This window comes from Pseudomonas faucium (assembly GCF_021602585.1).
In the GTDB taxonomy this organism is placed as follows: domain Bacteria; phylum Pseudomonadota; class Gammaproteobacteria; order Pseudomonadales; family Pseudomonadaceae; genus Aquipseudomonas; species Aquipseudomonas faucium.
In genome coordinates, this window is record NZ_BQIP01000002.1 from 129,517 (window position 1) to 154,109 (window position 24,593).

The window sequence follows — 24,593 nt, forward strand, 5'->3', positions numbered from 1 at the left end:
AACCGCCATGACCGATCAGCCCAAGGTTGTACCCCAGCAGTCCAACGAGCTCGATGCCGAAGCGGTGGTCGCCTACCTGCGCGCCCACCCAACCTTCTTCGCCGAGCACGACGAACTGCTGGTCGAACAGCGTATCCCCCACCAGCGCGGCGACAGCGTGTCGCTGGTGGAGCGCCAGCTCACGCTGCTGCGCGATCGCAACATCGAAATGCGCCATCGCCTGTCGCAATTGATGGACGTGGCCCGGGACAACGACCGGCTGTTCGACAAGACCCGCCGGCTGATCCTCGACCTGCTCGACGCCGGCAGCCTGGAAGAAGTGGTGATGGCCGTCGAAGACAGCCTGCGCCAGGAGTTTCAGGTGCCCTTCGTCAGCCTGATCCTGTTCGGCGACAACGCCGCGCCAGTCGGGCGCTGGGTCAGCAACACCGAGGCCCAGCAGGCTATCGGCGGCTTGCTCGGTGGCGGCAAGACGGTCAGCGGCAACCTGCGCGAGAAGGAGCTGGCCTTCCTGTTCGGCGAGGAGCAGCGCCTGGAAGTGGGCTCCAGCGCCGTCGCCGCACTGGAATACCAAGGGCTGCATGGCGTGCTGGCGATCGGCAGCCGTGACCCGCAGCACTACAAGAGCAGCGTCGGCACGCTGTTCCTCGGTTACATCGCCGAAGTGCTCGGCCGTGTGGTGCCCCGCGTGACCCAGACCCTGCGTCCGGTGCGCTGATGGAGCGCCAGCTGGAGGCTTATTGCGCACACCTGCGCAACGAGCGCCAGGTGTCGGACCACACCCTGCTGGCCTACCGGCGCGACCTCGACAAGGTCATCGAATACTGCAACGCCCAGGGCATCGCCGGCTGGGGCGCCCTGCAGATCCAGCAACTGCGCCAGCTCATCGCCCGCCAGCATCACCAGGGCCAGTCCTCGCGCAGCCTGGCGCGGCTGTTGTCGGCCGTGCGCGGCCTGTATCGCTACCTCAACCGCGAAGGGCTGTGCAATCACGACCCGGCCAGCGGCCTGAGCGCGCCCAAGGGCGAGCGCCGGCTGCCCAAGGTGCTGGACACCGACCGCGCGCTGCAGCTGCTCGATGGCGGCGTCGACGACGACTTCATCGCCCGCCGCGACCAGGCCATCCTCGAGCTGTTCTACTCCTCTGGCCTGCGCCTGTCCGAACTGACCCAGCTCGACCTCGAACACCTCGACCTCAGCGCCGGGCTGGTCCAGGTGCTCGGCAAGGGCGGCAAGGCGCGCGTGCTGCCGGTGGGGCGCAAGGCCCGCGAGGCGTTGCAGGCCTGGTTCAGGCTGCGCGGCATCGGCGGCCCACGCGACAGCGCCGTGTTCATCACCCGCCAGGGCAACCGGCTCAGCCCACGGGCCATCCAGATGCGGGTCAAGGCGGCCGGCGAGCGCGAACTGGGCCAGCACCTGCACCCGCACATGCTTCGCCATTCCTTCGCCAGCCATGTGCTGGAATCGTCCCAGGACCTGCGCGCGGTGCAGGAAATGCTCGGCCACGCCGACATCAGCACCACGCAGATCTACACCCACCTGGACTTCCAGCACCTGGCCGCGGTGTACGACAGCGCCCACCCTCGGGCCAAACGCAGCAAAGGCACAGACTCATGAGCATCAAGCTGATCACCTTCGACCTCGACGACACCCTGTGGGACACCGCGCCCGTGATCGCCAGCGCGGAAGTCGTGCTGCGCGACTGGCTGCAGGCCAACGCCCCGGTGCTCGGCGGCGTGCCGGTTGAACACCTGTTCGCCATCCGTGAACGCCTGGTGCAGGCCGAACCGGGCCTCAAGCACCGCATCAGCGCCCTGCGCCGGCGCGTGCTGTGCCACGCGCTGGAAGAGGTCGGTTACAGCGAAAAGCAGGCACAGGCGTTGGCCAACGAAGGTTTTGAGGTGTTTTTGCATGCCCGGCACCAGGTCGAGGTGTTTCCCGAGGTGCAGCCGGTGCTGGAAATTCTGCGCCATCACTACACCCTGGGCGTGGTCACCAACGGCAATGCCGATGTGCGCCGCCTGGGGCTTTCGGATTACTTCGCGTTCGCCCTGTGTGCCGAAGACCTGGGGATCGGCAAGCCGGACCCGGCGCCGTTCATGGAGGCGCTCAAGCGCGGCGAGGTCGAGGCTGGTGCCGCGGTGCATGTGGGCGACCACCCTGGCGATGACATTGGCGGGGCGCAGCGGGCCGGGCTGCGGGCGGTGTGGTTCAACCCGCAAGGCAAGGCCTGGAGTGGCGATAAAGCGCCCGATGCAGAAATTCAGCGGTTATCCCAGCTGCCTGAAGTGATTGCGCGCTGGCGCTGACAGGGGCTGATTTGCAGCCCATCGCCGGCAAACCGGCTCCCACAGAGGGCATTAGCGACCTTTGTGGGGAAACCACCAGGCACAAAAAAGCCCGCAGCGACGGCGGGCTTTTTTGTGCTCAGCCACTCAGATAGGGCGGCTGCCGTACTTGTTGTCCGGCTTCTTGGGCGGGTCGGCGACCACGTTGGCCTCGACTTCCTGCACCTTGCCACCGCGAGAAAGGAACTCTTCCATCGCCTTGGCCAGGGCATCACGCTCCTTCTGCTTGGCTTCCATGCTCGGCATCTCGTCTACCGAGACAGCCGCCTTGGACTTGCCCTTGGCAGTGGGTGCCGGGCTGCTGTCGTCATCGCCAGCATCTTCAGCGCCATCTTCGGCTGCCGCTTCGAGGCCGTCATCCGCCTCGTCTTCGTCGCCTACTTCGAGGTCATCATTTTCCAGATCGTCGTCGCTCATGTTCTACCTCATGACTTGCGAAAAGCAGGTTAGTTATAGACCAGTGCAGCCGTAGACCGGCAGCCACCAGTGAAAATTCAACTGGCCGTGGGTTAGGCCACTGCCCTTGGGTCGGCGCTCCTGATGGGAGTCGGCACCCAGCAGACCCTGCTCCTGGCAGGGCCTGACAAAACCTTGATCCCCTGCTGGCCACACGCTATTGGCAAGCCTAGCAAAGGCTGAGCGGGTGCGCGGACATCTCGTCTTACACCCCTCGGCGCGCATTCTAGCGCGCCCGTGGAAAAAGCAAAGCTCCATAAACGCCCTGCCCGTTGTAAGTTTTCGCCCTACGTCGCGAACGTGAGTGATAAACCGTTTGCCCTGCGGGAAATGGCAAAAAACAGGCAAAAAAATGCCCGGCAAGCCGGGCAAGTTTTCCAGCGTCGCAGTTACAGGTTGTAGCCGCGTTCGTTGTGTTGAGCCAGGTCGAGGCCGACCGACTCTTCTTCTTCGTTGACCCGCAGGCCCATCACCACATCCAGCACCTTGAGGATCACGTAGGTGACGATGGCGGTGTAGGCCACGGTGAAGATCACGCCCTTGGCCTGAACCCAGACCTGAGCCCCGATATCGGTGACCGCGCCGAAGCCGCCCAGGGCCGGTGCCGCGAACACACCGGTGAGGATGGCCCCCACGATGCCGCCGATGCCATGCACGCCAAAGGCGTCGAGCGAGTCGTCATAGCCCAGCTTGCGCTTGAGGCTGGTGGCGCAGAAGTAGCAGATCACGCCAGAGGCCAGGCCGATCACCAGGGCGCCCATCGGGCCCACGGTGCCCGCTGCCGGGGTGATGGCCACCAGGCCGGCCACCACGCCGGAGGCGATGCCCAGGGCGCTGGGTTTGCCGTGGAAGATCCACTCGGCGAACATCCAGCCCAATGCCGCAGCAGCAGTGGCGATCTGCGTCACCAGCATGGCCATGCCGGCGGTGCCGTTGGCCGCGGCGGCGGAGCCTGCGTTGAAGCCGAACCAGCCGACCCACAGCATGGCTGCGCCCATCAGGGTGTAGCCCAGGTTGTGCGGGGCCATCGGCGTGGTCGGGTAGCCTTTGCGCTTGCCCAGCACCAGGCAGCAGACCAGGCCGGCGATACCGGCGTTGATGTGCACCACGGTGCCGCCGGCGAAGTCGAGCACGCCCCAGTCCCACAGCAGCGCGCCGTCACCGCTCCAGACCATGTGCGCGATCGGTGCGTAGACCAGGGTGAACCAGATACCCATGAACACCAGCATCGCCGAGAATTTCATGCGTTCGGCGAAGGCACCGACGATCAGCGCCGGGGTGATGATGGCGAAGGTCATCTGGAAGGTGATGAAGACGGCTTCGGGGAACAGCGCGGTGGCGGAAGTCAGCCCAGACGGCGTGACGCCGCTGAGAAACGCCTTGGAGAAGCCGCCGACGAAGGAATTGAAGTTGAGCACGCCCTTTTCCATACCGGTGGTATCGAAGGCCATGCTGTAGCCGTACACGACCCAGAGAATGCTGATCAGGCCCGTGATGGCGAAGCACTGCATCATCACCGACAGCACGTTCTTGGAACGCACCATGCCGCCATAGAACAGGGCCAGGCCCGGGATGGTCATGAATAGCACCAGCGCCGTGGAGGTGAGCATCCAGGCGGTGTCGCCGGAGTTCAGCACCGGGGCAGCATCCTCTGCCAGGGCAAGGCCCGGCATTACGAGGGACAATAGGGCTCCTAGCCCTGCGATCTTACGCAGAGTCATGTTGTTTTCTCCTGGGGCGTTGGGTTTGGTGAGGCGTTGTTCGGCGCTTAGATCGCGTCGGTATCGGTTTCGCCGGTACGGATGCGGATCGCCTGCTCCAGATTCACCACGAAGATCTTGCCGTCACCGATCTTGCCGGTGTTGGCTGCCTTGGTGATGGCTTCGATCACGCGATCGAGGTCCTTGTCGTCGATGGCCACGTCGATCTTCACCTTGGGCAGGAAATCGACCACGTACTCCGCACCGCGATACAGCTCGGTGTGGCCCTTCTGCCGGCCGAAGCCTTTGACTTCGGTGACGGTAATGCCCTGCACGCCGATTTCCGACAGCGACTCGCGCACGTCGTCCAGCTTGAACGGCTTGATGATGGCTGTGACTAGCTTCATGAAACTCTCTCCCGATTTGGTGGACTTGCCCCAGGAAAACAAACCCGTCTCAAGTCTAAGCGCAGCGCTTGGCTTTGTAACGCGTCGTCGGCATCCGGCTCCGCGTGCGCACTGCCTGGTCACAAGGAACTGCATCAGTGCATGGCTCAGTCAGGTCTTTGCAGAATCCTTGCCAGTTCCGTTAATGCACGGGAAAACAGTGCCTTGCATGTAGCAGCGGGCATTGGCCAGTCGCCAGTACGAAAAAGATGCACAACTTCGGTGCGCGCAGGCGCGGCAGGCTGCTCGAAAAACGTGCAATCAGAAGGGCCATTTGCACCGTGCTACACTGCGGGCCATTTCTCAGATTCAGTGGACAGCCGCACATGCTCGCGCCCAAAGCCCTTCTCGACGCCCTGAGCGACCAGGCCTCGCGCCTTTTCAGCAGCGACACCGCCCAGCCCCGCGCCGAACTCGAAAGCCAGTTCAAAGTGCTGATGCAAGGTGCCTTCAGCAAGCTGGACCTGGTCAGCCGCGACGAATTCGACAGCCAGATGGTGGTCCTGGCGCGCACCCGCGCACGCCTGGAAGCCCTGGAAAAGCAGGTTGCCGAGCTGGAAGCCCGGCTGGCGCCAGCCCCGCAGGAATAAAACCCGCCAAAGGAGTGCCTCACCATGAAAGTCAGTGCCCGCAATGTCTTTGAAGGGACCGTCAGCGCCGTTCAGCCCGGCGCGGTCAACGCCGAGGTCGAACTGACCCTGGGCGGCGGTGAGAAGCTGGTGGCCGTGGTGACCATGGCCAGCCTGCACAACCTCAACATCAACGTCGGCAAGCAGGCGGTGGCGCTGGTCAAGGCGCCATGGGTGGTGCTGATGACCGATGCCGCCGGCTACCGGCTCTCCGCCCGCAACGCCCTGGAAGGCGAAGTGGTGCGCGTGGGCGACGGCGCGGTCAACGCCGAAGTGGTGCTGAAGCTGGCCGGTGGTACCGAAGTGTTCGCCATCGTCACCCGCGAGGCCGTGCAGGAGCTGGGCCTGGCGCCTGGCGTGAAGGCCACCGCGCTGATCAAGGCGTCGCACATCATTCTTGGCGCCAAGCCGTAAGGCGGCGGCGCCTCAAGCAGACGCCCGCTGGCGGTCCGTTGCAGGGCCGCCGGCTTTCGGCGGCAGCTCCCGGGCATGCAGGTCGCCGCGAAACAAGGTGGCGCCGCACACCGTGATCAGCGTCTTCACCACACTGTGCGAATTGAGTATCTGCGCATGTATCTGCTCGATGGCCACATCTTCAGGTTGCAGCGCCAGCGCCCGGTTGGCCCACTCGATGGCGGCAAAGCGGCTCTGCTTGCGGGTGCCCTGGCCATGCATCCACGCCAGCGCCAGTTCCGCGCAGGCGCGCCCGGCGACTGCCACATCGGGAAACTCGACCAGCCCCAGCAGGTAGGCGACCCCTTCCGCATGCTCGCGCTCATCGCCGAATGATCGTTGCAGCACGCCCAGCTGCAGGCGTGCCCGGGCATCGAGCTGCTCGTTGCCCAGGCAGTCGAGCAGCAAGCGCCTGACCGCCAGCATCGCACCACGCTCGCGCAGCGCCTGGCTGTCGCGCATGCGCTGGCAGGCCAGGTCGTACTTGGCCAACTGGCTGCCTGACTGCGCCGCGCACACCAGCCAATGCTGCGCTGACGCCGCATTCTGGTAGTGCTCGGGCGTGTCGGCCATGTGCCCGCAGTGCAACGCATACAGCGCGGCGGCGGCGTCTGGCAGCTTGCGCTCGGCGCACTGCTGGAAAAGGAAATACGCCGCCTCGTGCTGCCTGGCGGCCCAGAGCAGGCGAGGCACTTCCAGCACATCGAAACCCAGGCCCTCGCGCCCGCACTGGCGACTGACCGCAGCCTGCAACCAGGCGCTTGCCTGCTCGCTGCATGGCTGGAAACCCCACAGGCCGAACTGGTGCCCTACCGCCCGCAGTGCGCAGGCTGCGGCCTGCCTGCGGCTTTCACAGAGGCGCTCGATGGCGGTACGAAAAGCGGGGATGATCTCTGGCTTTCCCTGGAACAACACCAGGCAGACGAAGCTGTAGAACGGCTGGCCGATGGTCGATACGAAACCCTGGTCTGGGTAGAGCTCGACGCTGTCGATGAAGTCCTGCTGCGCACCCGGGTAATCCTGCAGCGATGCGTAGCGCAGGGCACCGCGCAAGGCCAGCAAAGTCGCGCGCTCCTTGGCCCTGAGGTCCCGCTTCGCCCAGGCCTCGATAGTGTGCTGCCAAGCCTCGATGTGTGGCGACTGCTCCGAGCCCGGAAGCCAGAACGCGTCTTCCACGGCCAACCAGCGGATGCCATTGCGCAGCGGCTCATCCCAGCGCTGGCACAGTGGGCCATTGGCAAGATCATCGATGGCTTGGTAGCTGCCGCCCCATTGCGGCGTCAGGTAACGTGCAAACGCTTCTATCGCCTCGAAGCAACCGGGCTGCCAGGCCAGCGCATGGCGCAGCCAGTAATCCTTGGCACCCTCCCCTTCAGGCAGGCGCGCCTCAAGGCAGCCAGGCAATGACTGCGGCAGCTCCACCAGCGGTGCCAGGCCGTATTTGACCAGCAGCGGCGCTGCCGCCTCCTGCACTTCCACATCGGCGTGGGCGCTGGGTCGAAAGCGTGCCACCTGGCCCAGAAACAGTTCGACCAGCCAGCCCGGCTCATGGAAATGCCGGCTGATCTGCAGCAGCCCGATGGCCGCCGCCACCGGTTGCGAGTTGCGCTCCATGGCCCGCAGGAAGTGCGCCGCAGCCATCTCGCAGGCCTGCTCGGCCGCCAGCCTGCGCGCTTGGGAAATGGCATTGGCGCCAGCGCTGTCACGGATGTGGCAGGCACGGTTGAGGCAATGGAAGCCCATCGCGACTTGCGGGTGATAAGCCTTGGGGCAGGCGTCGACCCACGCCCTGAGCAGCTGGGTCAGCGCCTTGCTGCCGTGGCTGTCCCAGTCGAGCAGCATATGCCCCTGCACGGCTTCCATGTAGGCCGGGCAGGCACCGGGCGGCGCCTGCTGCCAATGCACCTGAAGGCTATCGAAGAAGCGGCTGAGTTCGGCGAATTCATTGGCTTGCACCCGTTCGCGAATCTGCTGGCGGGTGTGATTGAGGGTTTGCACGGGCAGTACCTTAAGTCCATTTTCTGGATCGCGTTGTCGTCCGGTGGCAACGGCAATAACCTTTGAACACTAAGCCATAGTTCGGCGCTGCGCAAAGATATTGGATCCATTATTTGTCAGATTGTATGAATGCGCAGGGAAAATCCCTGACCGGAAAAACCCCGACGCATTCTTGTTGCGTTGCCGCCCCTGCGCCTCGCTATGCTTGCCAGGGCCGCAGGAAGCGGCGCCCTCATCCGCGACAACGGAGCGTCCATGTCCCTTGCCCTCGTTCACAGCCGCGCCCAGGTAGGCGTGCAGGCGCCGGCGGTCAGCGTCGAAACCCACCTGGCCAACGGCCTGCCCCACCTCACCCTGGTCGGCTTGCCGGAAACCACCGTCAAGGAAAGCAAGGACCGGGTGCGCAGCGCCATCGTCAACTCCGGGCTGAACTACCCGCAACGGCGCATAACGCAGAACCTCGCCCCCGCCGACCTGCCCAAGGATGGCGGGCGCTACGACCTTGCCATCGCCCTGGGCATCCTTGCCGCCGACGCACAGGTGCCGGTGGCGGCACTGGTCGACCTCGAATGCCTGGGCGAACTGGCGCTGTCCGGCAAGCTGCGCCCGGTACAGGGTTTAGGCGGACCGAAAGCCATGCATTCATGCTGGGTCTTAAGCAATGGAGACTTACTACGTGAATCACGTTCTTCGCTATGCAGTCACGCTCTGCCAAGCTACAGCTGCAAATAGCATTGTCCGACGATGCCAGAACAGTCGGGGTCTTAGCCGCTCATGCTAGATTCGCGAGTTTTGAACCTCATAGCCGCTGAACCAGCCCAAGATTTCTAACAAGGCAATGCTGCCTGGGGAGCCTCTACGAGGCCCCTTCAGAGCATCGGTGTAAACCTGTTTTTTTCACTGTAAACCACTGTGGTTTACAGTGAAAAAAACTAGTTTACAACGCCCTATTTGCGGGGGTTTTCGGCGATTTCACTCCTGCCAGGGCACTCAATCCACCCCACTTTCTCCTCCCAAAAAGCTTACTGGCGTTGAGCAGAATCTCTATTGATGTTTGCGCCCTGTCTTGTCCAATCCCGGCTCAGCGCCTAGCTAAATATTACCCAGGCAGCTGACTCCTTGATCAGCAGACCTCGTAAAGCCACCGACTAGGGGTTTCTCCCGTCTGTCGAAACGCCTCTTGCATGCTAGCATTCCAGTAATGCATGATGACTTTATAACTACAAACAAGCGGTGCCCATCATGGTCAGCATTGCGTGCAAAGACTCCTTTCCCTTCTCGTCACACTGGCATGTGACGCGATCCCCTGAAGCCTGCCAGCAAGGCAGATCTTCTCCGACTCGTTTTCCCAAGCAGATCAATCCCTTCGCTTTCGCGAGCTAGAGGGGTCTCTCTGTTTAGCGCCCACGGCCTCTGGCCCAATGAAAATAAGGAAAATAGAAATGAGCATGATGAAAGCTGCCCGTCTGCATGAGGTTGGTCCGACCTTCCAACTCGACTCGATCGAGGTCCCTAGACCCCGTGCGCATGACGTGGTGGTAGAGGTGAAGGCTTGCAACTTGGTACCTAACCTTCGCAATGTCATCGAGAGCTACTCCACCTGGTTCCCCTACCTCCCGCTTCCGAAGCTACCGGCGGTTTACGGCTTGGATGCTGCTGGTATCGTTAAAGAAGTGGGCGAAGGCGTGCACGGCATTAAAGTCGGAGACCGCGTGTACGTGAACCCCGGACGTAGCTGCGGCTCCTGTCATGCCTGTCTGCGCGGTCAGCACATCAACTGCACTGCATTCACTTTCCAGGGCTACTTCGGGTTTGGCCCTGGCTCCCAAGAAATCTTCGAAGACTACCCCTACGGCGGACTGTGCCAATACATGACCGCGCCGGCGTCGGGCTTGGTCAAGCTCCCTGAAGCAATCTCCTTCGAGCAAGGATGCCGGTTTGGCTATCTCGGCACCGCATATTCGGCCCTTCGAAAAGCAGGTGTGTGTTCTGGTCAGTCTGTGTTGATCAGTGGCGCCACCGGAACGCTAGGGCTCGGGGCAGTCCTGCTTGCCCTGGCCATGGGTGCTACAAAAATCTTCGCGATGGCCCGAAACCGCCAATTGCTGGAGCGCGTACGTGCTCTCGCCCCAGATCGCATTTTCACGATTTCCGTCGGCGATGAGCCATTGGGTGATTGGGTTCGGAAGCATACCGATGAGCTCGGTGCTGACGTCTTCATCGATGCGGTTGGCCCGGGTGCTCCTCATGAGCTTACCGTTGAGGCAATTGGTGCGCTTCGCCGCGGCGGCCGCATGGTAGATATCGGCGGGATGTCTGAGGACCTGCCGGTACCGATGTTCAAACTCATGTGCTTCCAAATCAGCGTCATCGGCTCCCTCTGGTTCACTGTGGCAGAAGGTCAGGACATGGCCGAAATGGCTGCCGCCGGCACCTTGGATCTGTCGGTATTCGACCAGGAGGTCTTCGCCATCGAACAGGTCAACGAGGCGATGGACGCAATAGCAGATCGCAAAGGCGGTTTCACCAACGTTGTTATCAATCCCAGCCTGACCTGAAGTGCAGCGCCGCTCGATCGGGCGGCGCTCAATCGGAGACCGAACATGAAAGTGAGACGAGTGGTTGCGGGTACGCAGAACGGTAAAGCGGTATTCCTTGCCGACGGTGTGGCGCCTCAGACGTATGAGTACAAAAAGATTCCAGGATTCGCTACCTCTTTGATCTGGGAAACGGTGGCATCTCCGACCCTTCCTGAAGAATTTCACGACCCGGTTCAAGCCACCTCTTCTCTGCTGCCACAGCCTGGAGAAACTAAGTGCCTGGCGGTGAGCTTCCCGCCTGACTCAATCTTCCAGTCCTCGGATTTCAATCCCGAGGAAGCTCATGCTGAGCAGCAACGCCGCCTGCTTGGGCTTTATGAATGCTTCGACCCAGCGCGACCAGGTATGCACGCCTCCCCGACGATCGACTACGGCATTGTGGTCAAAGGTCCACTCGTTCTTGAACTGGATGACGGCCAGATCAGGGAGCTCGCGAGCGGAGACATCGTTGTGCAGCAAGGCAACATTCATGCTTGGCGGAACCCTGGGACCGAACCTGCACTGGTTACATTCGTTCTGATTGGTGCCCACTCTCAGCGGTAAAAATTACATAGGATAATAACAATGAAAAGTTATGTAACACGCGCTGGCGCTGTCAGCGCGCTCGGCTGCTCTTTGCTCGTTTCTTCGCTATGTTACGGCACTGAAAATGGGGATACCGTTTGGCCGCTGGGCGTACAGACCGTTCTTCCAGCAATATTGCCTCTCCCAGGTGAAACCTCTTTGTACAGTTATACCGCCTACTACAAGGCGGATAGCTTCAAAGACAACAGTGGCAAATCTTCTGTCCCTGGATTCAGCCTCGAAAACTTTGTTCAGGCTATTCGTGTGGTACATACATGGGATGTGAAGTTTGATAGCGGCGTTACACTCAGCAGCGGAATCATCGGATCAGCAAACAAAATTAAGGTTGGGGCGTTCGGAAATAGCGATACAGACTCAGGCTTCAGGCAGCTGTACCTAACCCCTCTCTATGTCGGCTACTCGCCTTCAGAAAATTTGCACTTACTGACTGGATTCAGTGCCTTCGTCCCGTTGGGAAATTATGACGGTAATAAGTTAGCTAATAGCCCGACAGGCAATGCGAGCTATACCCAAGAATTCGACCTAACCTGGTTCCCCCATCCTAACTGGGAGGTCTCGATTGCACCCACCTTCACCATCAATGCGAAGAATGACGATACCGACTATCGCTCGGGCAACGTGTTCAACGTCGACTACCTGCTCGGCTACAGGCTGCAGTCGAATCCCAAGATTCAGCTGGGCTTGGTGGGGTATTACACAAAACAGGTCACCGATGATCGCTACGACCATGGTGACCTCGATGATGGGAATCGGCTGAGCAAATTAGCCGTTGGCCCCCAGATTTTCTATGCGTTTGATCAGAAGTCAGGGGTCGTGCTCAAGTGGATGCGTGAGACCGCGGTCAAAAACGGCCCTAAAGGCGACTCAGTATGGCTTGAGTTCGCTTTCCCACTATGAGGCTAGCTTCGCTTCCTCAGGCATTTTAGATACGACATCCTTGGCCACACTGTGAATATGGCTCGCAGCCGCATTGGCTGCGGCCTTTCTGTTTCTGGTTTTTAGCGCTGCAAGAATCTCATCGTGCTCGTCAGTAGCAGCATCCAAATGCACTTGGAAGCCACAGGTCTGCACGATAAAAAAGTCGGACAGCTCAAAATTTGCTACTTGGCGTGCCGAGAGTATTGGCGATTTTGCCATTGCGTGCAGCAGGCGATGGAATTCGACGTTCAATGTCCGATAGCTGTCGGCGGCATCGCTGTGAGCTGGATTGATACTTCTAATTTTGTCGTTGATTTCAGACATACGCAGCACATCATCAGGGGCCCCACGTTCAGCAGCAAGCCCTGCGATTAACGCTTCGTTGTTCGCAAACATTTGGTAGAAGTCATCAACTTCCAAACGTGTAGGATGCACAACCTCACATCCAACCTGGGCTGTGATCACAACAAAGCCCCTTTCCTGCAGGCTGTTCAGCGCGGTCATGATCGGCTGACGACTGACTCCAGTCTCTTCGCCAATTTCTTTTACCAGAATCTTTTCACCGAACGCGTATCTACGATTCAGTAGGCGTTCCAAAATGTGCTGGTAGATAGCGGTCTTCTTGTTTGCCACTTGCATCGTTGTGGTTTTCCTAGGACTGAATGCGCGGTTCAACATTTCGCTAACTGGCTTGCATACTAGCATTTCGGATAGTAAACCAGATTTTTGCATCCATCGCTTAGTCATCCGTCGCGCCCCATCCGAAGGCGAGGAAACGCTCGACGATGAGCGGGCATCGCCAAGCTTGCATGCTAGCATTCTAGCGTGCATGATGATTAGGCAGACAAAAACAAATCTACCTGCATGGCGTTGCTTCTCTGCCTAGGCATTGAGGAAAGCGCTCATGCCGTCCCAGTGCGAGGCGGCCTGCACTGGGGCACGACGTGAAGGTTTCGTATCGATGAACGCTTACCTGCATTGCCTATCGCACACGCCCCTCATTGGGCATTTCGATCCGCCCAAGAACGTGCTCGATGAAGTGGATGAGGTGGTCCGCGCTGCCCGTGCACGCATCGCCGAGTTCGATCCTGAGCTTGTGGTGCTTTTCGCTCCAGACCATTACAACGGCTTCTTCTACGATGTCATGCCCCCTTTCTGTCTGGGCATGGCCGCTGAAGCCATCGGCGATTTCGGCTCGCTCGCCGGCACCCTTTCTGTCCCCAAATCCATCGCTGAAGCTTGCGCTGAATCTCTGCTTAGCAATGGCATCGACATGCCTGTTTCGTATCGCATGCAGGTCGACCACGGCTTCGCTCAACCGCTCGAATTCCTTCTTGGCGGTTTGAACAAATATCCGGTCTTGCCGATCTTCGTGAACTGTGTGGCCCCACCTCTGCCTACCTTCGAGCGAGTCAGGTTGATGGGTGATGCGGTTGGTCGATTCACCCGCACTCTGAACAAGCGAGTGCTGTTCCTAGGATCGGGAGGCCTTTCGCACCAACCGCCAGTTCCAGAGTTAGCCAAAGTTGATGCCCGGATTGCTGATCGGCTCATGGGCAGTGGACGCAATCTGCCAGAAGATGAGCGCACCGCCCGCACTCAACGAGTGGTCATCGCAGCTGAGCGGTTTGTCGAAGACCAGAACACCCTGCACCCGCTGAATCCCGAGTGGGATCAGTACTTCCTCGACGTTGTTGAGCAGGACCTTTTGAGCGACCTGGATCACCTCCCCAACGCACATCTTTCCGAATTGGCCGGTAAATCCACGCATGAGGTCAAGGCCTGGGTCGCAGCCTTCTCAGCGCTCGCTGCCCACGGCGCATACACCGCGACAGATCGCTATTACCGAGAGATCCCAGAGTGGATCGCAGGCTTCGGCTCAATCAGTGCGCACTCTCAGCGCTAACACACCTTCACGGAGATTCAATCGTGACTGCAATTACTGAAAAAGGCACCAGCAAATTCGTTCGCATCCAAGACGGCGAGCTGGATCTGAATATTCATTACAACGACTGCGGTGAAGGCAAAGAAACGGTTGTCATGCTGCACGGTTCTGGCCCTGGTGCGAGCGGCTGGGCCAACTTCAATCGCAACATCGAGCCGCTTGTAGAGGCTGGCTTCCGGGTCATCCTCATGGACTGCCCTGGCTGGAGTAAAAGTGATTCGATCGTCAGCACCGGCTCTCGCTCCGATCTCAATGCCCGCGTTCTGAAAGGATTGGTCGATAAGCTTGACCTAGACAAGGTGCACTTGCTCGGCAATTCCATGGGTGGCCATACAGCCGTAGCTTTCACGCTGACCTGGCCTGAGCGCGTAGGCAAACTCGTGCTTATGGGCGGTGGCACCGGTGGGGTCAGCCCATTCGTATCAATGCCGACTGAAGGCATCAAATTGCTCAACGGTCTGTACCGCGAGCCAACGATCGAAAACCTCAAGAAGATGATGAACATCTTCGTCTACGACACCAGCGACCTCACCGAGGAACTGTTCCAAGCGCGCCTGGACAACATGTTGGCTCGAAAAGACCACCTCGAAAACTTCACCGCGAGCCTCGCTGCGAACCTCAAGCAGTTCCCTGACTTCAGCCATCGCCTCGGCGAGATTCAGGCCGAGACCCTCGTAGTTTGGGGTCGCAATGACCGCTTTGTGCCGATGGACACCGGTCTGCGCCTGGTTGCCGGCATTCCCAACTCACAACTGCATGTCTTCAACAAATGCGGCCACTGGGCCCAATGGGAACACGCGGACACGTTCAACCGCATGGTTCTCGACTTCCTCACCCACTGATCGAGGTCACGATGAACATCACACAAGAGACCCTTGAGCGCTTGGCGGCAGATCTGCGCAGAGCTGAAGGAAAGGGCGAGCCAGTTGGACCACTGCGTGACGTCATCGGCGCCACAAACGTGGAAAGTGCCTATGCGATTCAACGCTTGAACCAAGCCTACGCCATCGCCAATGGACAACGCCTGGTTGGCCGCAAGATCGGTTTGACCAATCCCAAAGTCCAGGCCCAGTTGGGCGTAGACCAGCCGGACTTCGGATGCCTGTTCGCTGACATGGCTTACGGCGACAACGAAGTGGTTCCGTTCGAACGTGTTCTGCAGCCCAAAATCGAGGCAGAAATTGCACTGGTTCTGGAACGCGACCTCCCTAGCGCTTCCACAACCTTCGCAGATGTCATCGCTGCTACCGGCTGGGTACTCCCGGCGCTTGAAATTGTCGGCAGCCGCATTGAGGGCTGGAACATCAAGTTCGCCGACACCGTAGCAGACAACGCATCAAGCGGATGCTTTGTGCTCGGTGGTCCTGCACAGCGCATCGACGGGCTTGACCTGCGGGGTGCAACGATGCGCCTCTCGAAAAACGGTGAACTTGTCAGCTCCGGAAGTGGCGCTGAATGCCTGGGTAACCCGCTGAACGCGGCCGTTTGGCTCGCCCGCAAAATGGCTGAGTTTGGTGAGCCACTGAAAGCAGGTGACATCATCCTCACCGGTGCATTAGGGCCGATGGTTGGCGTAAGCCCAGGTGATCATTTTGAAGCCGAGATCGATGGCCTTGGCCGAGTCGGCGTGTCGTTCAGTGTCGAGTGATGGAGATCTAAAATGACAACAAAACGCAAAGTCGCCATCGTCGGCTCCGGAAACATCGGCACCGACTTAATGATCAAGATTCTGCGCAATTCCAAGCACCTGGAAATGGCCGTGATGGTTGGTATCGACCCTGCATCTGATGGCCTGGCCCGCGCAGGCCGAATGGGCGTGGCTATCACTCACGAAGGGGTCGCCGGCCTGATCAAAATGCCAGAGTTTGCTGACATCGATTTCGTCTTTGATGCAACCAGCGCCGGTGCTCACGTCAAAAACGACGCCATGCTGCGTGAGTGCAAACCGGGCATCCGTGTGATCGACCTTACTCCGGCAGCTATCGGCCCATACTGTGTGCCGGTGGTGAACCTCGAAGAACACGTCAACGCGCAGAACCTGAACATGGTCACGTGCGGCGGGCAAGCAACTATTCCGATGGTCGCTGCAGTATCGCGTGTTGCCAAAGTGCATTACGCAGAGATCGTCGCATCAATTGCCTCCAAATCGGCAGGCCCTGGCACCCGTGCGAACATCGACGAGTTCACTGAAACCACCTCGAAAGCCATCGAAGTAATTGGCGGCGCAGCCAAAGGTAAAGCCATCATCATCATGAACCCGGCTGAGCCTCCTCTGATGATGCGGGACACGGTCTACGTGCTGTCTGAAGCAGCGGACCAGCATCAGGTTGAGGCCTCCATTGAAGAAATGGTTGCCGCAGTGAACGCATATGTCCCTGGCTACCGCCTCAAGCAGAAAGTGCAGTTTGAAGTCATCCCTGAATCTGCCCCACTGAACATTCCCGGCCAGGGCAAGTTCAGTGGACTGAAGACCTCCGTGTTCCTTGAGGTCGAGGGTGCTGCCCATTACTTGCCGGCGTATGCAGGCAATCTCGACATCATGACTTCCGCTGCGCTGGCTACCGCCGAGCGCATGGCGCAGTCGATGAGCCAGGCCTGAGGAGCGCAGATATGAACGGTAAAAAGCTCTATATCTCCGACGTGACCCTGCGTGATGGTATGCACGCAATTCGTCACCAGTACTCACTGGATCAGGTCCAAGCGATCGCTCGTGCCCTGGATGCCGCCAAGGTCGATTCGATCGAGGTCGCCCATGGGGACGGTCTCCAGGGCTCCAGTTTCAACTACGGTTTTGGTGCGCATACCGATATCGAGTGGATCGAAGCTGCCGCTGACGCGGTGAAGCACGCCAAGATTGCAACGTTGCTGCTCCCCGGCATTGGTACTCTGCACGACCTCAAAGCGGCCTATAGCGCGGGCGCTCGTGTCGTCCGTGTCGCCACCCACTGCACCGAGGCAGACGTCTCCAAGCAGCACATCGAATACGCCCGTGCACTCGGCATGGACACGGTTGGCTTCCTGATGATGAGCCACATGCAGACCCCCGAAGGGCTCGCGCAGCAGGCAAAACTGATGGAAAGCTACGGTGCCACCTGCATTTACGTCGTCGACTCCGGCGGCGCAATGAATATGGATGACATTCGTGCGCGCTTCCGCGCAGTGAAAGCGGTGCTCGATCCGGCCACTCACACCGGTATCCACGCGCACCACAACCTGAGCCTAGGCGTAGCCAACTCGATCGTCGCCGTCGAGGAAGGCTGTGACCGCATCGACGCGAGTCTTTCAGGGATGGGCGCCGGTGCTGGTAATGCACCACTGGAAGTTTTCATTGCAGCCGCAGATAAGCTGGGCTGGAACCACGGCACTGACCTGTACGCCCTGATGGATGCAGCAGATGACCTGGTTCGCCCACTCCAGGACCGCCCGGTACGTGTTGACCGAGAGACTCTCGCGCTCGGTTACGCCGGTGTGTATTCGAGCTTCCTTCGCCATGCAGAAGTTGCAGCTGCTCGCTACGGCATCAAAGCAGTAGACATCTTGGTCGAGCTGGGCAAACGCCGCATGGTTGGCGGCCAGGAAGACATGATCGTCGACGTCGCATTGGATCTGCTGAAGCGCTGAGGTTCGCAGACAGCTCCACGCAAGCTGTCTGCAGCAATCCCCTCCCGTAAGGGAGGGGATCTATGACACAACAATAAGAGAGATCACCAACATGAATGCCTCGCAGAATCCCTACTCACAGCACCTCCGAACACGCAGTGATCAGCCCAACTACTCACTCTTTCTTGAGTGATTGCTGTGCTGATGTAGCTCTGCATCACTGGCGTTACTAAAACCAAAATCACGTGTTTTCTGAAGACCGCCCAAAGGTCTTTGGAGGGGGTCGCTATGACTGAAAAAACTGATAAGACCAAACTTTTCATCACAATCGCGCTTTGTTTCCTTGTTGCATTGATGGAAGGCTTGGATCTTCAAGCCCCAGGAATCGCTGCTCACGGCATGTCTGCCGACTACAGCTTGGATAAGCTGGAAATGGGATGGGTCTTCAGTGTCGGCGTCCTTGGTATGCTCCCAGGCGCTTTCGTTGGCGGCCGCCTTGCTGATCGCTATGGCCGGAAGAAAGTACTCATCGTCTCTGTTGCCCTATTCGGCATCTTCTCCCTCGTCACTACTGTTGCCTGGAGCTTCAGCGCGTTGCTGTTCGCTCGACTCCTGACAGGCGTGGGACTAGGCGCATCGCTGCCCAACCTGATCGCACTTGCCTCTGAAGCCGCTGGTGAGCGCATGCGAGGCACGGCAGTAAGCTTGATGTATTGCGGTGTACCGCTGGGGGCCGCGTTGGCAGCCGCCATTGGTCTGCTGGATTTCGGGGCGGGTTGGAAGCTCGTCTTCTACGTCGGCGGCGTGGTCCCTTTGGTCATCGTTCCCTTGCTGGTTCTCTTCCTGCCCGACGTGTACAAGCAAGCAATTGCAGCCACCGCAACGATCGAAGTTCCCTCCACTAAAGCCATCTTGGTTGAAGGCGGCGCGCTGAAGAAAACTCTGCTCCTGTGGGTCAGCTTCTTCTTCACACTGATGGTCACCTACATCCTGATCAACTGGCTGCCAAGCATCTTGATTGGACAGGGATTCAAACCAAGCGAAGCAAGCGTCGTCGTGTTGGCCATGCAACTCGGCGCGGCCGTGGGTACGTTGATGCTTGGTGTTGCTATGGATCGCCTTCCTATCTGGGCCATGTCGGCGCTGGTTTATGGGGGTATTCTGATTTCCTTGGCCTGCCTCACCGTGGCGGCCTCACTCCCTACCATGATCGGTGCAGGATTCTTGGCCGGCATCTTCACAACGGGTGGCCAGTGCGTGCTTTACGCCCTTGCTCCTCAGTTCTATCCCGCCAATGGTCGGGCTACCGGGACCGGTGCAGCACTCGCAGTCGGTCGTGTTGGTGCCATGACCGGCCCACTCGTCGTAGGAAAAATGATGGTCCTGGGAGCCGGTGCGGGTGGTGTGATGTTGGCGTCGGCGCCGGGCATCGTTCTGGCGGCTATCTCGCTGCTTTATCTCTCGTCGCTAAAAAGACGCCCTGAGCTGAGTGCCTCAGTGGTTTGACCAGCCTTGCGTTATTACAAAAACAAGAAAGAAGAGACGACATGAGCAAATCAACAAAAATTGCATTCGCAGGACTGCTGGCTGCACATGCTGCTTCACTCCAAGCGGCCGGCTTCGTGGAAGATTCGAAAGCCAAGGTAACACTGCGCAACTACTACTTCGATCGCAACTACATCAACCAAACACCGCAAGCTGCAGCGCGAGAGTGGGCCCAGGGTTTCATCGTCACCTTCACTTCGGGCTTCACCGAGGGTGTAGTCGGCTTTGGACTGGATGCTCAAGCCATGATGGGGTTGCGCCTTGACTCCTCGCCAGATCGTGTCGGCACCGGTCTATTGCCGTTCTCTACCTCCACCAGGGAGCCAGCCAAGGACTACTCCGAGCTAGGGCTGACAGCGAAGGTCAAGGTTTCCAAAACTGAGCTTCAATACGGAACCGTGAGCACGTTCTTGCCAATCGCGTTCGCAAGTCCAACACGGCTGCTGCCACAAACGTTCCGCGGCACCTACCTGCGCTCGCAAGACATCACAGATCTATCTCTGCATGCGGGGTGGCTCGACCGAATCAACCTGCGGGATTCTACTGACTACCAAAAAATGCGAGTTTCAGCGCCAAACGGACGCTTCAACGGCGCAGCCGAGTCTGATGCGTTTTATTTCCTTGGCGGCGATTACGCCTGGTCGAAGAACCTCACGCTCAAGTATTACTACGCTGAGCTTGAGGACATCTACGACAAGAACTACCTCGGTTTCGTCGACAACCGTGAGCTGGGCCCAGGTCGGCTCACCTCAGACTTCCGTTTCTATGATTCCAAAGACAACGGATCTGCAAAGGCTGGGAAGATTGACAACCGCAACACCGCCTTGATGTTGACCTACCAGCTCGGCGTCCATCGTCTCGGCGCTGGCTACATGCAGCTGACCGGCGATACCGCAATGCCCTATCTCTTTGGTACCGAACCGCTGGTGATCACGGAAGGCACATTGAGCTCGGAGTTCCTAAACCCCAAGGAGAGAAGCTGGCAGGTCAAATACGACTATGACTTTGTCGGCGTTGGTGTTCCTGGCCTGAAGGGGATGTTGCGTTACGTCAGCGGGGACAACATTGACCTTCCGAACCTCGGCGGCAACAAACTCAAAGAATCGGAAAAAGACATCGAGATCTCCTATGTGATTCAAAGCGGCACGTTCAAGGACGTTGCATTCCGGGTCAGACATGCTTGGTACCGAAATGATTTTGGCCCTGGCGCTACACACCGGGATGACAATGAACTTCGTGTGAACATTGATTACACCTTTGCCCTTTGGTGAAGCCGACGTAGCTCCACTCACTACGCGCTGCACCTTTAGCCACGAACTCACCTCGTGGCTTTTTTTGGCGTGACGAAAGGCATTTCCAGATGATTGCGACCGCTATTCTTGCATGCTAGCATGCAAGTACAAATTGAGTGATCTCCCTGCCGGCTAGTTCCGGTGAACCAGACACTCTGATGGCCTGAAAAAAAATACAAGATCAGGAGGTACCATGAATCTCTTCCCCCTCATTCGCATCGCTCGCCCGAGCAGCGGGTTCAAGTAGAGCCCGCCGATTCCCCAATTTTTTAACGTCTCGAATGTCAGGTCGGTGCTGCTTCGTGCTGGCTGGCTTCGGGATTTGTCGGATGTGTTCCGGGCTTGCGTGCAAGTTCAGAGCATCACTATGTAATGCCTGGAGAATAAGAAATGACTACCTCCACTAGCTTCGATACCGACGTACTGGTGATCGGCACTGGCCCAGCTGGTGCAACTACTGCCTTGGCGCTCGCCACCTACGGTGTGCGGGTCAAAATGGTCACCATGTTCAATTGGCTGGCGAACTCGCCGCGAGCCCATATCACGAACCAGCGCGCCATGGAGGTCGTGCGTGATCTTGGGTTGGAAGAGGAAGTCATCAGAGCAGCCACACCTTGGGAGCAGATGGGTGATACGCTTTTCACCACCAGCCTAGCCGGTGAAGAAATCGCACGTATGCGCACCTGGGGTACTGGCGACAAACGCAAGGGCGACTATGTCCAAGGCAGCCCATGCACCATGCTGGATCTCATCCAGCCCGAGATGGAATCAATCCTTCTCAAGCATGCCGCGATCCGCGGTGCTCAACTCAGCTTCAACACCGAGTATCTGAGCCATGTGCAAGATGCCGAAGGTGTGACTGCTCGCATGAAAGACGTTTTGACCGGTGTCGAATACGAAGTCCGAGCGAAGTACCTGGTGGGCGCCGATGGAGCTAACTCCAAAGTAGCTAAAGACATTGATCTACCGATTGTGGGCGAGATGGCCAGGGCCGGAACCGCATACGTAATCTTCAACGCAGACCTGAGCAAGTACGTCGAACACCGGCCGAGCATCCTGCAGTGGATCGCAACTCCAGAAGCTGGTTTTGGCGAAATCGGGATGGGCTTGCTGCGCGCCATTCGCCCATGGGACCAGTGGATTGCCGGCTGGGGCTTCGACATGGCCAAAGGCGCCCCCGATCTGTCACCAGAAGCAGTTTTGGAGAAAATCCGACTCTTGGTCGGCGATCCTAAATTGGAAGTCCAGGTTGAGCGTATGTCGACCTGGTATGTAAACCAGGCGCATGCCACCGAATACTCCCGTGGTCGCGTGTTCTGTGCCGGCGACGCTGTCCACCGTCACCCGCCATCCAGCGGTCTGGGCTCCAATACATGCATGCAGGACGGTTTCAACCTCGCCTGGAAACTGGCTTACGTCCTCAAAGGATTCGCCAATCCGAATCTACTGGAAAGCTACACCGCAGAGCGCGCTCCGGTGGGCAAGCAGATCGTGGCTCGTGCCAACCAGTCTCGTAAGGACTATGCCCTGCTGAAAGAGTGCTTCAACTTCGGCAATGGCGTGGACACCATCGCCAAACTGCTTGATCGCATGCGCGACCCGAGCCCGACGGGTGTAGAAGTTCGCATGAACCTGCAGAAAGCGTTGGAAATCAAGAGTCGCGAGTTTAACGCTCAAGGCGTCGAGCTGAACCAGCGTTACGTGTCTTCTGCCGTTAAGCCGGACCCAAGAGACGGTGTGGAACTCTGGGCCCGGGACAAAGAACTTTACCTACAGGCCACCACTCGCCCAGGTGCCAAGCTTCCTCACGCCTGGCTGGTTAACGAGAACGGGCACCGAATTTCTACACTCGATGTCGTGGGTAAAGGGCAAATGACCCTTATCACAGGCCTTGCCGGTCAGGCTTGGGTGGCTGCTGCAGAAGGCTTGAATCAGCCATTCCTGAAAACCGTTGTCACAGGCGCAAAAGGTACTGCGGACCTTTACTGCGATTGGCAATCGATTCGTGAAACTCACGAGGCAGGTGCGCTTCTGGTTCGACCTGATGGCTATGTTGCCTGGCGGCACAGCAATGCTGTTTGGTCTACCGACGAGGCCACCGCAGAACTGCAGCAGGCGCTCCAAAGCGTCCTCGGTTAAGCATTTCCTCAAAGGCCCGGATCTAGACCGGGCCTTCTTTTTATTTGCCTCAACAGCGTAGGAGCCCACTCGGCCCTTGCGCTGCAAACGCTAGAAACAGAAAACCAACCGATAAAGGTCCCTGGGTAGAGCGGCGCACCTGCTCCTACGCCTCACTCTATGGACCCAAACTGCCTCGAGTGCGATGAGGGTGAAATATGGCTAAGGCCGCTGATGTCGTTGTGCAATGCCTGGAAAACGAAGGTGTCGAGTATGTGTTCGGCATTCCTGGTGAGGAAAACCTCGACTTGCTGGAATCCCTGCGCAAGTCGAAGATCAAGCTGGTACTGACCCGCCACGAGCAGTCCGCGGGCTTCATGGCCGCCACCTATGGCCGCCTGACCGGCAAGACCGGCGTCAGCCTGTCGACCCTGGGCCCTGGCGCAACCAACCTGGTGACCGCCAGTGCGTACGCCTACCTGGGCGGCATGCCGATGATGATGATCACCGGCCAGAAGCCGATCAAGAAGTCCAAGCAGGGCCGCTTCCAGATCATTGACGTGTGCGGCATGATGGACCCCATCACCAAGTACACCCACCAGTTCGCCTCGGCCGACAACATCCCGGCGCGCATGCGCGAAGCCTTCCGCCTGGCTGAAGAAGAGAAGCCGGGCGCCGTGCACCTGGAGCTGCCGGAAGACATCGCCGCCGAACAGACCGACGCCTTGCCGATCCCGCGCAGCCTGCACCGTCGCCCGCTGGCCGAGCACGTGGCCATCGAGGCCGCTGTAGAAAAACTGCAGAAGGCCCGCAGCCCGATCCTGGTGATCGGCGCCGGCGCCAATCGCAAGATGACCGCCAATGTCCTCAAGCAGCTGATCGACAAGACCGGCATCCCGTTCATCACCACGCAGATGGGTAAAGGCGTGGTCGACGAGCGGCACCCGCGCTTCCTGGGCAACGCCGCGCTGTCGTCCGGTGATTTCGTTCACCGCGCCATCGAAGCCGCCGATCTGATCATCAACATCGGCCACGACGTGATCGAGAAACCGCCATTCTTCATGGTCCGTGGCGGCACCGAAGTCATCCACATCAGCTTCCGCTCCGCCGAAGTCGATGCCGTGTACTTCCCGCAGGTCGAAGTGATCGGCGACATTGCCAACGCCGTGTGGCAGATCAGCGAAGCGCTGAACGACACTTCGCACTGGGACTTCGGCCGCCTGATGGCGATTCGTGAAGCCAATGAAGCGCAGATCGCCGAAGGCGCCGACGACGACCGCTTCCCGGTCTACCCGCAGCGCCTGGTGGCCGACATCCGTCGCGTACTGCCGTCCGAAGGCATCGTGGCCCTGGACAACGGCATCTACAAGATATGGTTCGCCCGCAACTACAAGGCGCACAAGCCAAACACCGTGCTGTTGGATAATGCCCTCGCGACTATGGGCGCCGGCCTGCCATCGGCCATGGCCGCGCACTTGGTGTACCCGGACCGCCCGGTGATTTCCGTGTGCGGCGATGGCGGTTTCATGATGAATAGCCAAGAGCTGGAAACCGCTGTGCGCCTGGACATGCACATTACCGTGGTGATCTTGCGTGACGACGGCTACGGCATGATCCGCTGGAAGCAGGCCAATATGGGCTTCACCGACTATGGCCTAGACTACGGCAACCCGGACTTCGTCAAGTACGCCGAAGCCTACGGTGCCCACGGTCACCGGGTGGAAAGCGCGGATGCCTTGCTGCCACTGCTCGATCACTGCATCGCCAACCCGGGCGTGCATGTAATCGATTGCCCGATCGATTACAGCGAGAATGATCGCATCCTGAACACCGACCTTCGAGAGCGTGCATTGGCAACCTGATAGACCGAGGCCCAATAGCTCAATACCTAGGCATTTACGGGTGCCTAGGTATTTTTAGACGCATCGTCACTTGTGCATCGAACGAGGCATTTCTCCGA

The 24,593-nt window shown here is 59.1% G+C and carries 22 protein-coding genes and 1 pseudogene; 18 read left to right on the forward strand and 5 right to left on the reverse strand.

The genetic code is table 11. The features are described from left to right. Positions 1-7 precede the first annotated feature (7 nt). The 3 genes from L6D75_RS03270 to L6D75_RS03280 are packed head-to-tail and all read left to right on the forward strand — an operon-like array spanning position 8 to position 2,309. Positions 8-718, forward strand: coding sequence for a DUF484 family protein (locus tag L6D75_RS03270; protein WP_176511398.1), 711 nt, complete (start codon positions 8-10; stop codon positions 716-718). Then, positions 718-1,617: a tyrosine recombinase XerC gene (xerC, locus tag L6D75_RS03275; RefSeq protein ID WP_176511397.1), complete on the forward strand. Its 900-nt coding sequence runs from the start codon at positions 718-720 to the stop codon at positions 1,615-1,617. Before L6D75_RS03270 ends, xerC begins: the two co-directional genes overlap by 1 nt. Continuing rightward, positions 1,614-2,309 (forward strand): HAD family hydrolase, encoded by a 696-nt coding sequence (locus tag L6D75_RS03280; protein WP_176511396.1) that lies wholly within the window; start codon positions 1,614-1,616, stop codon positions 2,307-2,309. The genes xerC and L6D75_RS03280 overlap by 4 nt, the downstream gene beginning before the upstream one ends. A gap of 126 nt (positions 2,310-2,435) precedes the next feature. On the opposite strand, the gene sutA is transcribed toward L6D75_RS03280, so the two are convergent. The 3 genes from sutA to glnK form a co-directional block, all read right to left on the reverse strand. Then, positions 2,436-2,765, reverse strand: a complete 330-nt coding sequence (gene sutA, locus L6D75_RS03285; protein WP_176511395.1) for a transcriptional regulator SutA — start codon at positions 2,763-2,765, stop codon at positions 2,436-2,438. 428 nt (positions 2,766-3,193) lie between these two features. Beyond that, positions 3,194-4,525 carry an ammonium transporter gene (locus L6D75_RS03290; RefSeq protein ID WP_176511394.1) on the reverse strand — a complete coding sequence of 444 codons (1,332 nt, stop codon included), beginning with the start codon at positions 4,523-4,525 and terminating at the stop codon, positions 3,194-3,196. Positions 4,526-4,572: 47 nt separating this feature from the next. Further along, positions 4,573-4,911, reverse strand: a complete 339-nt coding sequence (gene glnK, locus L6D75_RS03295) for a P-II family nitrogen regulator (protein WP_002555808.1) — start codon at positions 4,909-4,911, stop codon at positions 4,573-4,575. Between the two features lie 365 nt (positions 4,912-5,276). Between glnK and L6D75_RS03300 the strand changes: the two genes are divergently transcribed. Next, positions 5,277-5,540, forward strand: coding sequence for an accessory factor UbiK family protein (locus tag L6D75_RS03300; protein ID WP_176511393.1), 264 nt, complete (start codon positions 5,277-5,279; stop codon positions 5,538-5,540). A gap of 24 nt (positions 5,541-5,564) precedes the next feature. Continuing rightward, positions 5,565-5,993, forward strand: coding sequence for a TOBE domain-containing protein (locus L6D75_RS03305; RefSeq protein WP_176511392.1), 429 nt, complete (start codon positions 5,565-5,567; stop codon positions 5,991-5,993). Positions 5,994-6,005: 12 nt separating this feature from the next. Here L6D75_RS03305 and L6D75_RS03310 read toward each other — a convergent pair whose 3' ends face one another. Next, the gene (locus L6D75_RS03310; protein WP_176511391.1) at positions 6,006-8,030 is read right to left on the reverse strand and encodes a DUF4034 domain-containing protein; all 2,025 of its coding nucleotides are present in this window, start codon (positions 8,028-8,030) and stop codon (positions 6,006-6,008) included. A 255-nt stretch (positions 8,031-8,285) separates the two neighbouring features. On the opposite strand from L6D75_RS03310, the pseudogene L6D75_RS03315 reads away from it, so the two are divergent. The 4 genes and pseudogenes from L6D75_RS03315 to L6D75_RS03330 form a co-directional block, all read left to right on the forward strand. Then, a pseudogene (locus tag L6D75_RS03315) lies at positions 8,286-8,651 on the forward strand (magnesium chelatase domain-containing protein); the annotation flags it as partial. A gap of 821 nt (positions 8,652-9,472) precedes the next feature. Then, positions 9,473-10,588 (forward strand): alcohol dehydrogenase catalytic domain-containing protein, encoded by a 1,116-nt coding sequence (locus L6D75_RS03320; RefSeq protein WP_176511390.1) that lies wholly within the window; start codon positions 9,473-9,475, stop codon positions 10,586-10,588. Positions 10,589-10,633: 45 nt separating this feature from the next. Next, positions 10,634-11,173, forward strand: coding sequence for a cupin domain-containing protein (locus L6D75_RS03325; protein WP_176511389.1), 540 nt, complete (start codon positions 10,634-10,636; stop codon positions 11,171-11,173). A gap of 21 nt (positions 11,174-11,194) precedes the next feature. After that, positions 11,195-12,112, forward strand: coding sequence for a SphA family protein (locus tag L6D75_RS03330; RefSeq protein ID WP_236193415.1), 918 nt, complete (start codon positions 11,195-11,197; stop codon positions 12,110-12,112). Here L6D75_RS03330 and L6D75_RS03335 read toward each other — a convergent pair. Beyond that, positions 12,107-12,772, reverse strand: a complete 666-nt coding sequence (locus L6D75_RS03335; RefSeq protein WP_176511388.1) for a GntR family transcriptional regulator — start codon at positions 12,770-12,772, stop codon at positions 12,107-12,109. The genes L6D75_RS03330 and L6D75_RS03335 overlap by 6 nt on opposite strands. A gap of 322 nt (positions 12,773-13,094) precedes the next feature. Here L6D75_RS03335 and mhpB point away from each other — a divergent pair, with 322 nt between their 5' ends. From mhpB to L6D75_RS03380, 9 genes are all read left to right on the forward strand, one after another. Continuing rightward, complete coding sequence (gene mhpB / locus L6D75_RS03340) at positions 13,095-14,039, forward strand: 3-carboxyethylcatechol 2,3-dioxygenase (RefSeq protein WP_176511387.1); 945 nt, start codon at positions 13,095-13,097, stop codon at positions 14,037-14,039. Between the two features lie 23 nt (positions 14,040-14,062). After that, a complete protein-coding gene (locus L6D75_RS03345; RefSeq protein ID WP_023383533.1) occupies positions 14,063-14,920 on the forward strand; it encodes an alpha/beta fold hydrolase in 858 nt (285 codons plus the stop codon). 11 nt (positions 14,921-14,931) lie between these two features. Continuing rightward, the gene (mhpD, locus tag L6D75_RS03350) at positions 14,932-15,726 is read left to right on the forward strand and encodes a 2-keto-4-pentenoate hydratase (RefSeq protein WP_176511386.1); all 795 of its coding nucleotides are present in this window, start codon (positions 14,932-14,934) and stop codon (positions 15,724-15,726) included. 12 nt (positions 15,727-15,738) lie between these two features. Beyond that, entirely contained in the window at positions 15,739-16,677 is a 939-nt protein-coding gene (locus tag L6D75_RS03355; protein ID WP_176511385.1) for an acetaldehyde dehydrogenase (acetylating), read from the forward strand. An 11-nt stretch (positions 16,678-16,688) separates the two neighbouring features. Beyond that, a complete protein-coding gene (gene mhpE / locus L6D75_RS03360; RefSeq protein WP_176511384.1) occupies positions 16,689-17,699 on the forward strand; it encodes a 4-hydroxy-2-oxovalerate aldolase in 1,011 nt (336 codons plus the stop codon). A 267-nt stretch (positions 17,700-17,966) separates the two neighbouring features. After that, positions 17,967-19,184: a 3-(3-hydroxy-phenyl)propionate transporter MhpT gene (mhpT, locus tag L6D75_RS03365; protein WP_176511383.1), complete on the forward strand. Its 1,218-nt coding sequence runs from the start codon at positions 17,967-17,969 to the stop codon at positions 19,182-19,184. A 41-nt stretch (positions 19,185-19,225) separates the two neighbouring features. Then, positions 19,226-20,494, forward strand: a complete 1,269-nt coding sequence (locus L6D75_RS03370) for an OprD family porin (RefSeq protein ID WP_176511382.1) — start codon at positions 19,226-19,228, stop codon at positions 20,492-20,494. A 411-nt stretch (positions 20,495-20,905) separates the two neighbouring features. Further along, positions 20,906-22,654 carry an FAD-dependent monooxygenase gene (locus L6D75_RS03375; RefSeq protein ID WP_176511381.1) on the forward strand — a complete coding sequence of 583 codons (1,749 nt, stop codon included), beginning with the start codon at positions 20,906-20,908 and terminating at the stop codon, positions 22,652-22,654. A 197-nt stretch (positions 22,655-22,851) separates the two neighbouring features. Beyond that, positions 22,852-24,495: an acetolactate synthase large subunit gene (locus L6D75_RS03380; protein ID WP_176511380.1), complete on the forward strand. Its 1,644-nt coding sequence runs from the start codon at positions 22,852-22,854 to the stop codon at positions 24,493-24,495. The last annotated feature ends 98 nt before the right edge of the window (positions 24,496-24,593 follow it).

What these genes read in the sequence shown, in the direction of transcription:
- L6D75_RS03290 (WP_176511394.1), bottom strand. Translation starts at nt 4,525, where the DNA reads ATGACTCTGCGTAAGATCGCAGGGCTAGGAGCCCTATTGTCCCTCGTA.
- L6D75_RS03325 (WP_176511389.1), top strand. Translation starts at nt 10,634, where the DNA reads ATGAAAGTGAGACGAGTGGTTGCGGGTACGCAGAACGGTAAAGCGGTA.
- L6D75_RS03270 (WP_176511398.1), top strand. Translation starts at nt 8, where the DNA reads ATGACCGATCAGCCCAAGGTTGTACCCCAGCAGTCCAACGAGCTCGAT.
- glnK (WP_002555808.1), bottom strand. Translation starts at nt 4,911, where the DNA reads ATGAAGCTAGTCACAGCCATCATCAAGCCGTTCAAGCTGGACGACGTG.
- L6D75_RS03320 (WP_176511390.1), top strand. Translation starts at nt 9,473, where the DNA reads ATGAGCATGATGAAAGCTGCCCGTCTGCATGAGGTTGGTCCGACCTTC.
- L6D75_RS03300 (WP_176511393.1), top strand. Translation starts at nt 5,277, where the DNA reads ATGCTCGCGCCCAAAGCCCTTCTCGACGCCCTGAGCGACCAGGCCTCG.
- L6D75_RS03330 (WP_236193415.1), top strand. Translation starts at nt 11,195, where the DNA reads ATGAAAAGTTATGTAACACGCGCTGGCGCTGTCAGCGCGCTCGGCTGC.
- L6D75_RS03380 (WP_176511380.1), top strand. Translation starts at nt 22,852, where the DNA reads ATGGCTAAGGCCGCTGATGTCGTTGTGCAATGCCTGGAAAACGAAGGT.
- L6D75_RS03370 (WP_176511382.1), top strand. Translation starts at nt 19,226, where the DNA reads ATGAGCAAATCAACAAAAATTGCATTCGCAGGACTGCTGGCTGCACAT.
- mhpD (WP_176511386.1), top strand. Translation starts at nt 14,932, where the DNA reads ATGAACATCACACAAGAGACCCTTGAGCGCTTGGCGGCAGATCTGCGC.
- L6D75_RS03375 (WP_176511381.1), top strand. Translation starts at nt 20,906, where the DNA reads ATGACTACCTCCACTAGCTTCGATACCGACGTACTGGTGATCGGCACT.
- xerC (WP_176511397.1), top strand. Translation starts at nt 718, where the DNA reads ATGGAGCGCCAGCTGGAGGCTTATTGCGCACACCTGCGCAACGAGCGC.
- L6D75_RS03280 (WP_176511396.1), top strand. Translation starts at nt 1,614, where the DNA reads ATGAGCATCAAGCTGATCACCTTCGACCTCGACGACACCCTGTGGGAC.
- mhpB (WP_176511387.1), top strand. Translation starts at nt 13,095, where the DNA reads ATGAACGCTTACCTGCATTGCCTATCGCACACGCCCCTCATTGGGCAT.
- sutA (WP_176511395.1), bottom strand. Translation starts at nt 2,765, where the DNA reads ATGAGCGACGACGATCTGGAAAATGATGACCTCGAAGTAGGCGACGAA.
- L6D75_RS03335 (WP_176511388.1), bottom strand. Translation starts at nt 12,772, where the DNA reads ATGCAAGTGGCAAACAAGAAGACCGCTATCTACCAGCACATTTTGGAA.
- L6D75_RS03355 (WP_176511385.1), top strand. Translation starts at nt 15,739, where the DNA reads ATGACAACAAAACGCAAAGTCGCCATCGTCGGCTCCGGAAACATCGGC.
- L6D75_RS03305 (WP_176511392.1), top strand. Translation starts at nt 5,565, where the DNA reads ATGAAAGTCAGTGCCCGCAATGTCTTTGAAGGGACCGTCAGCGCCGTT.
- mhpE (WP_176511384.1), top strand. Translation starts at nt 16,689, where the DNA reads ATGAACGGTAAAAAGCTCTATATCTCCGACGTGACCCTGCGTGATGGT.
- mhpT (WP_176511383.1), top strand. Translation starts at nt 17,967, where the DNA reads ATGACTGAAAAAACTGATAAGACCAAACTTTTCATCACAATCGCGCTT.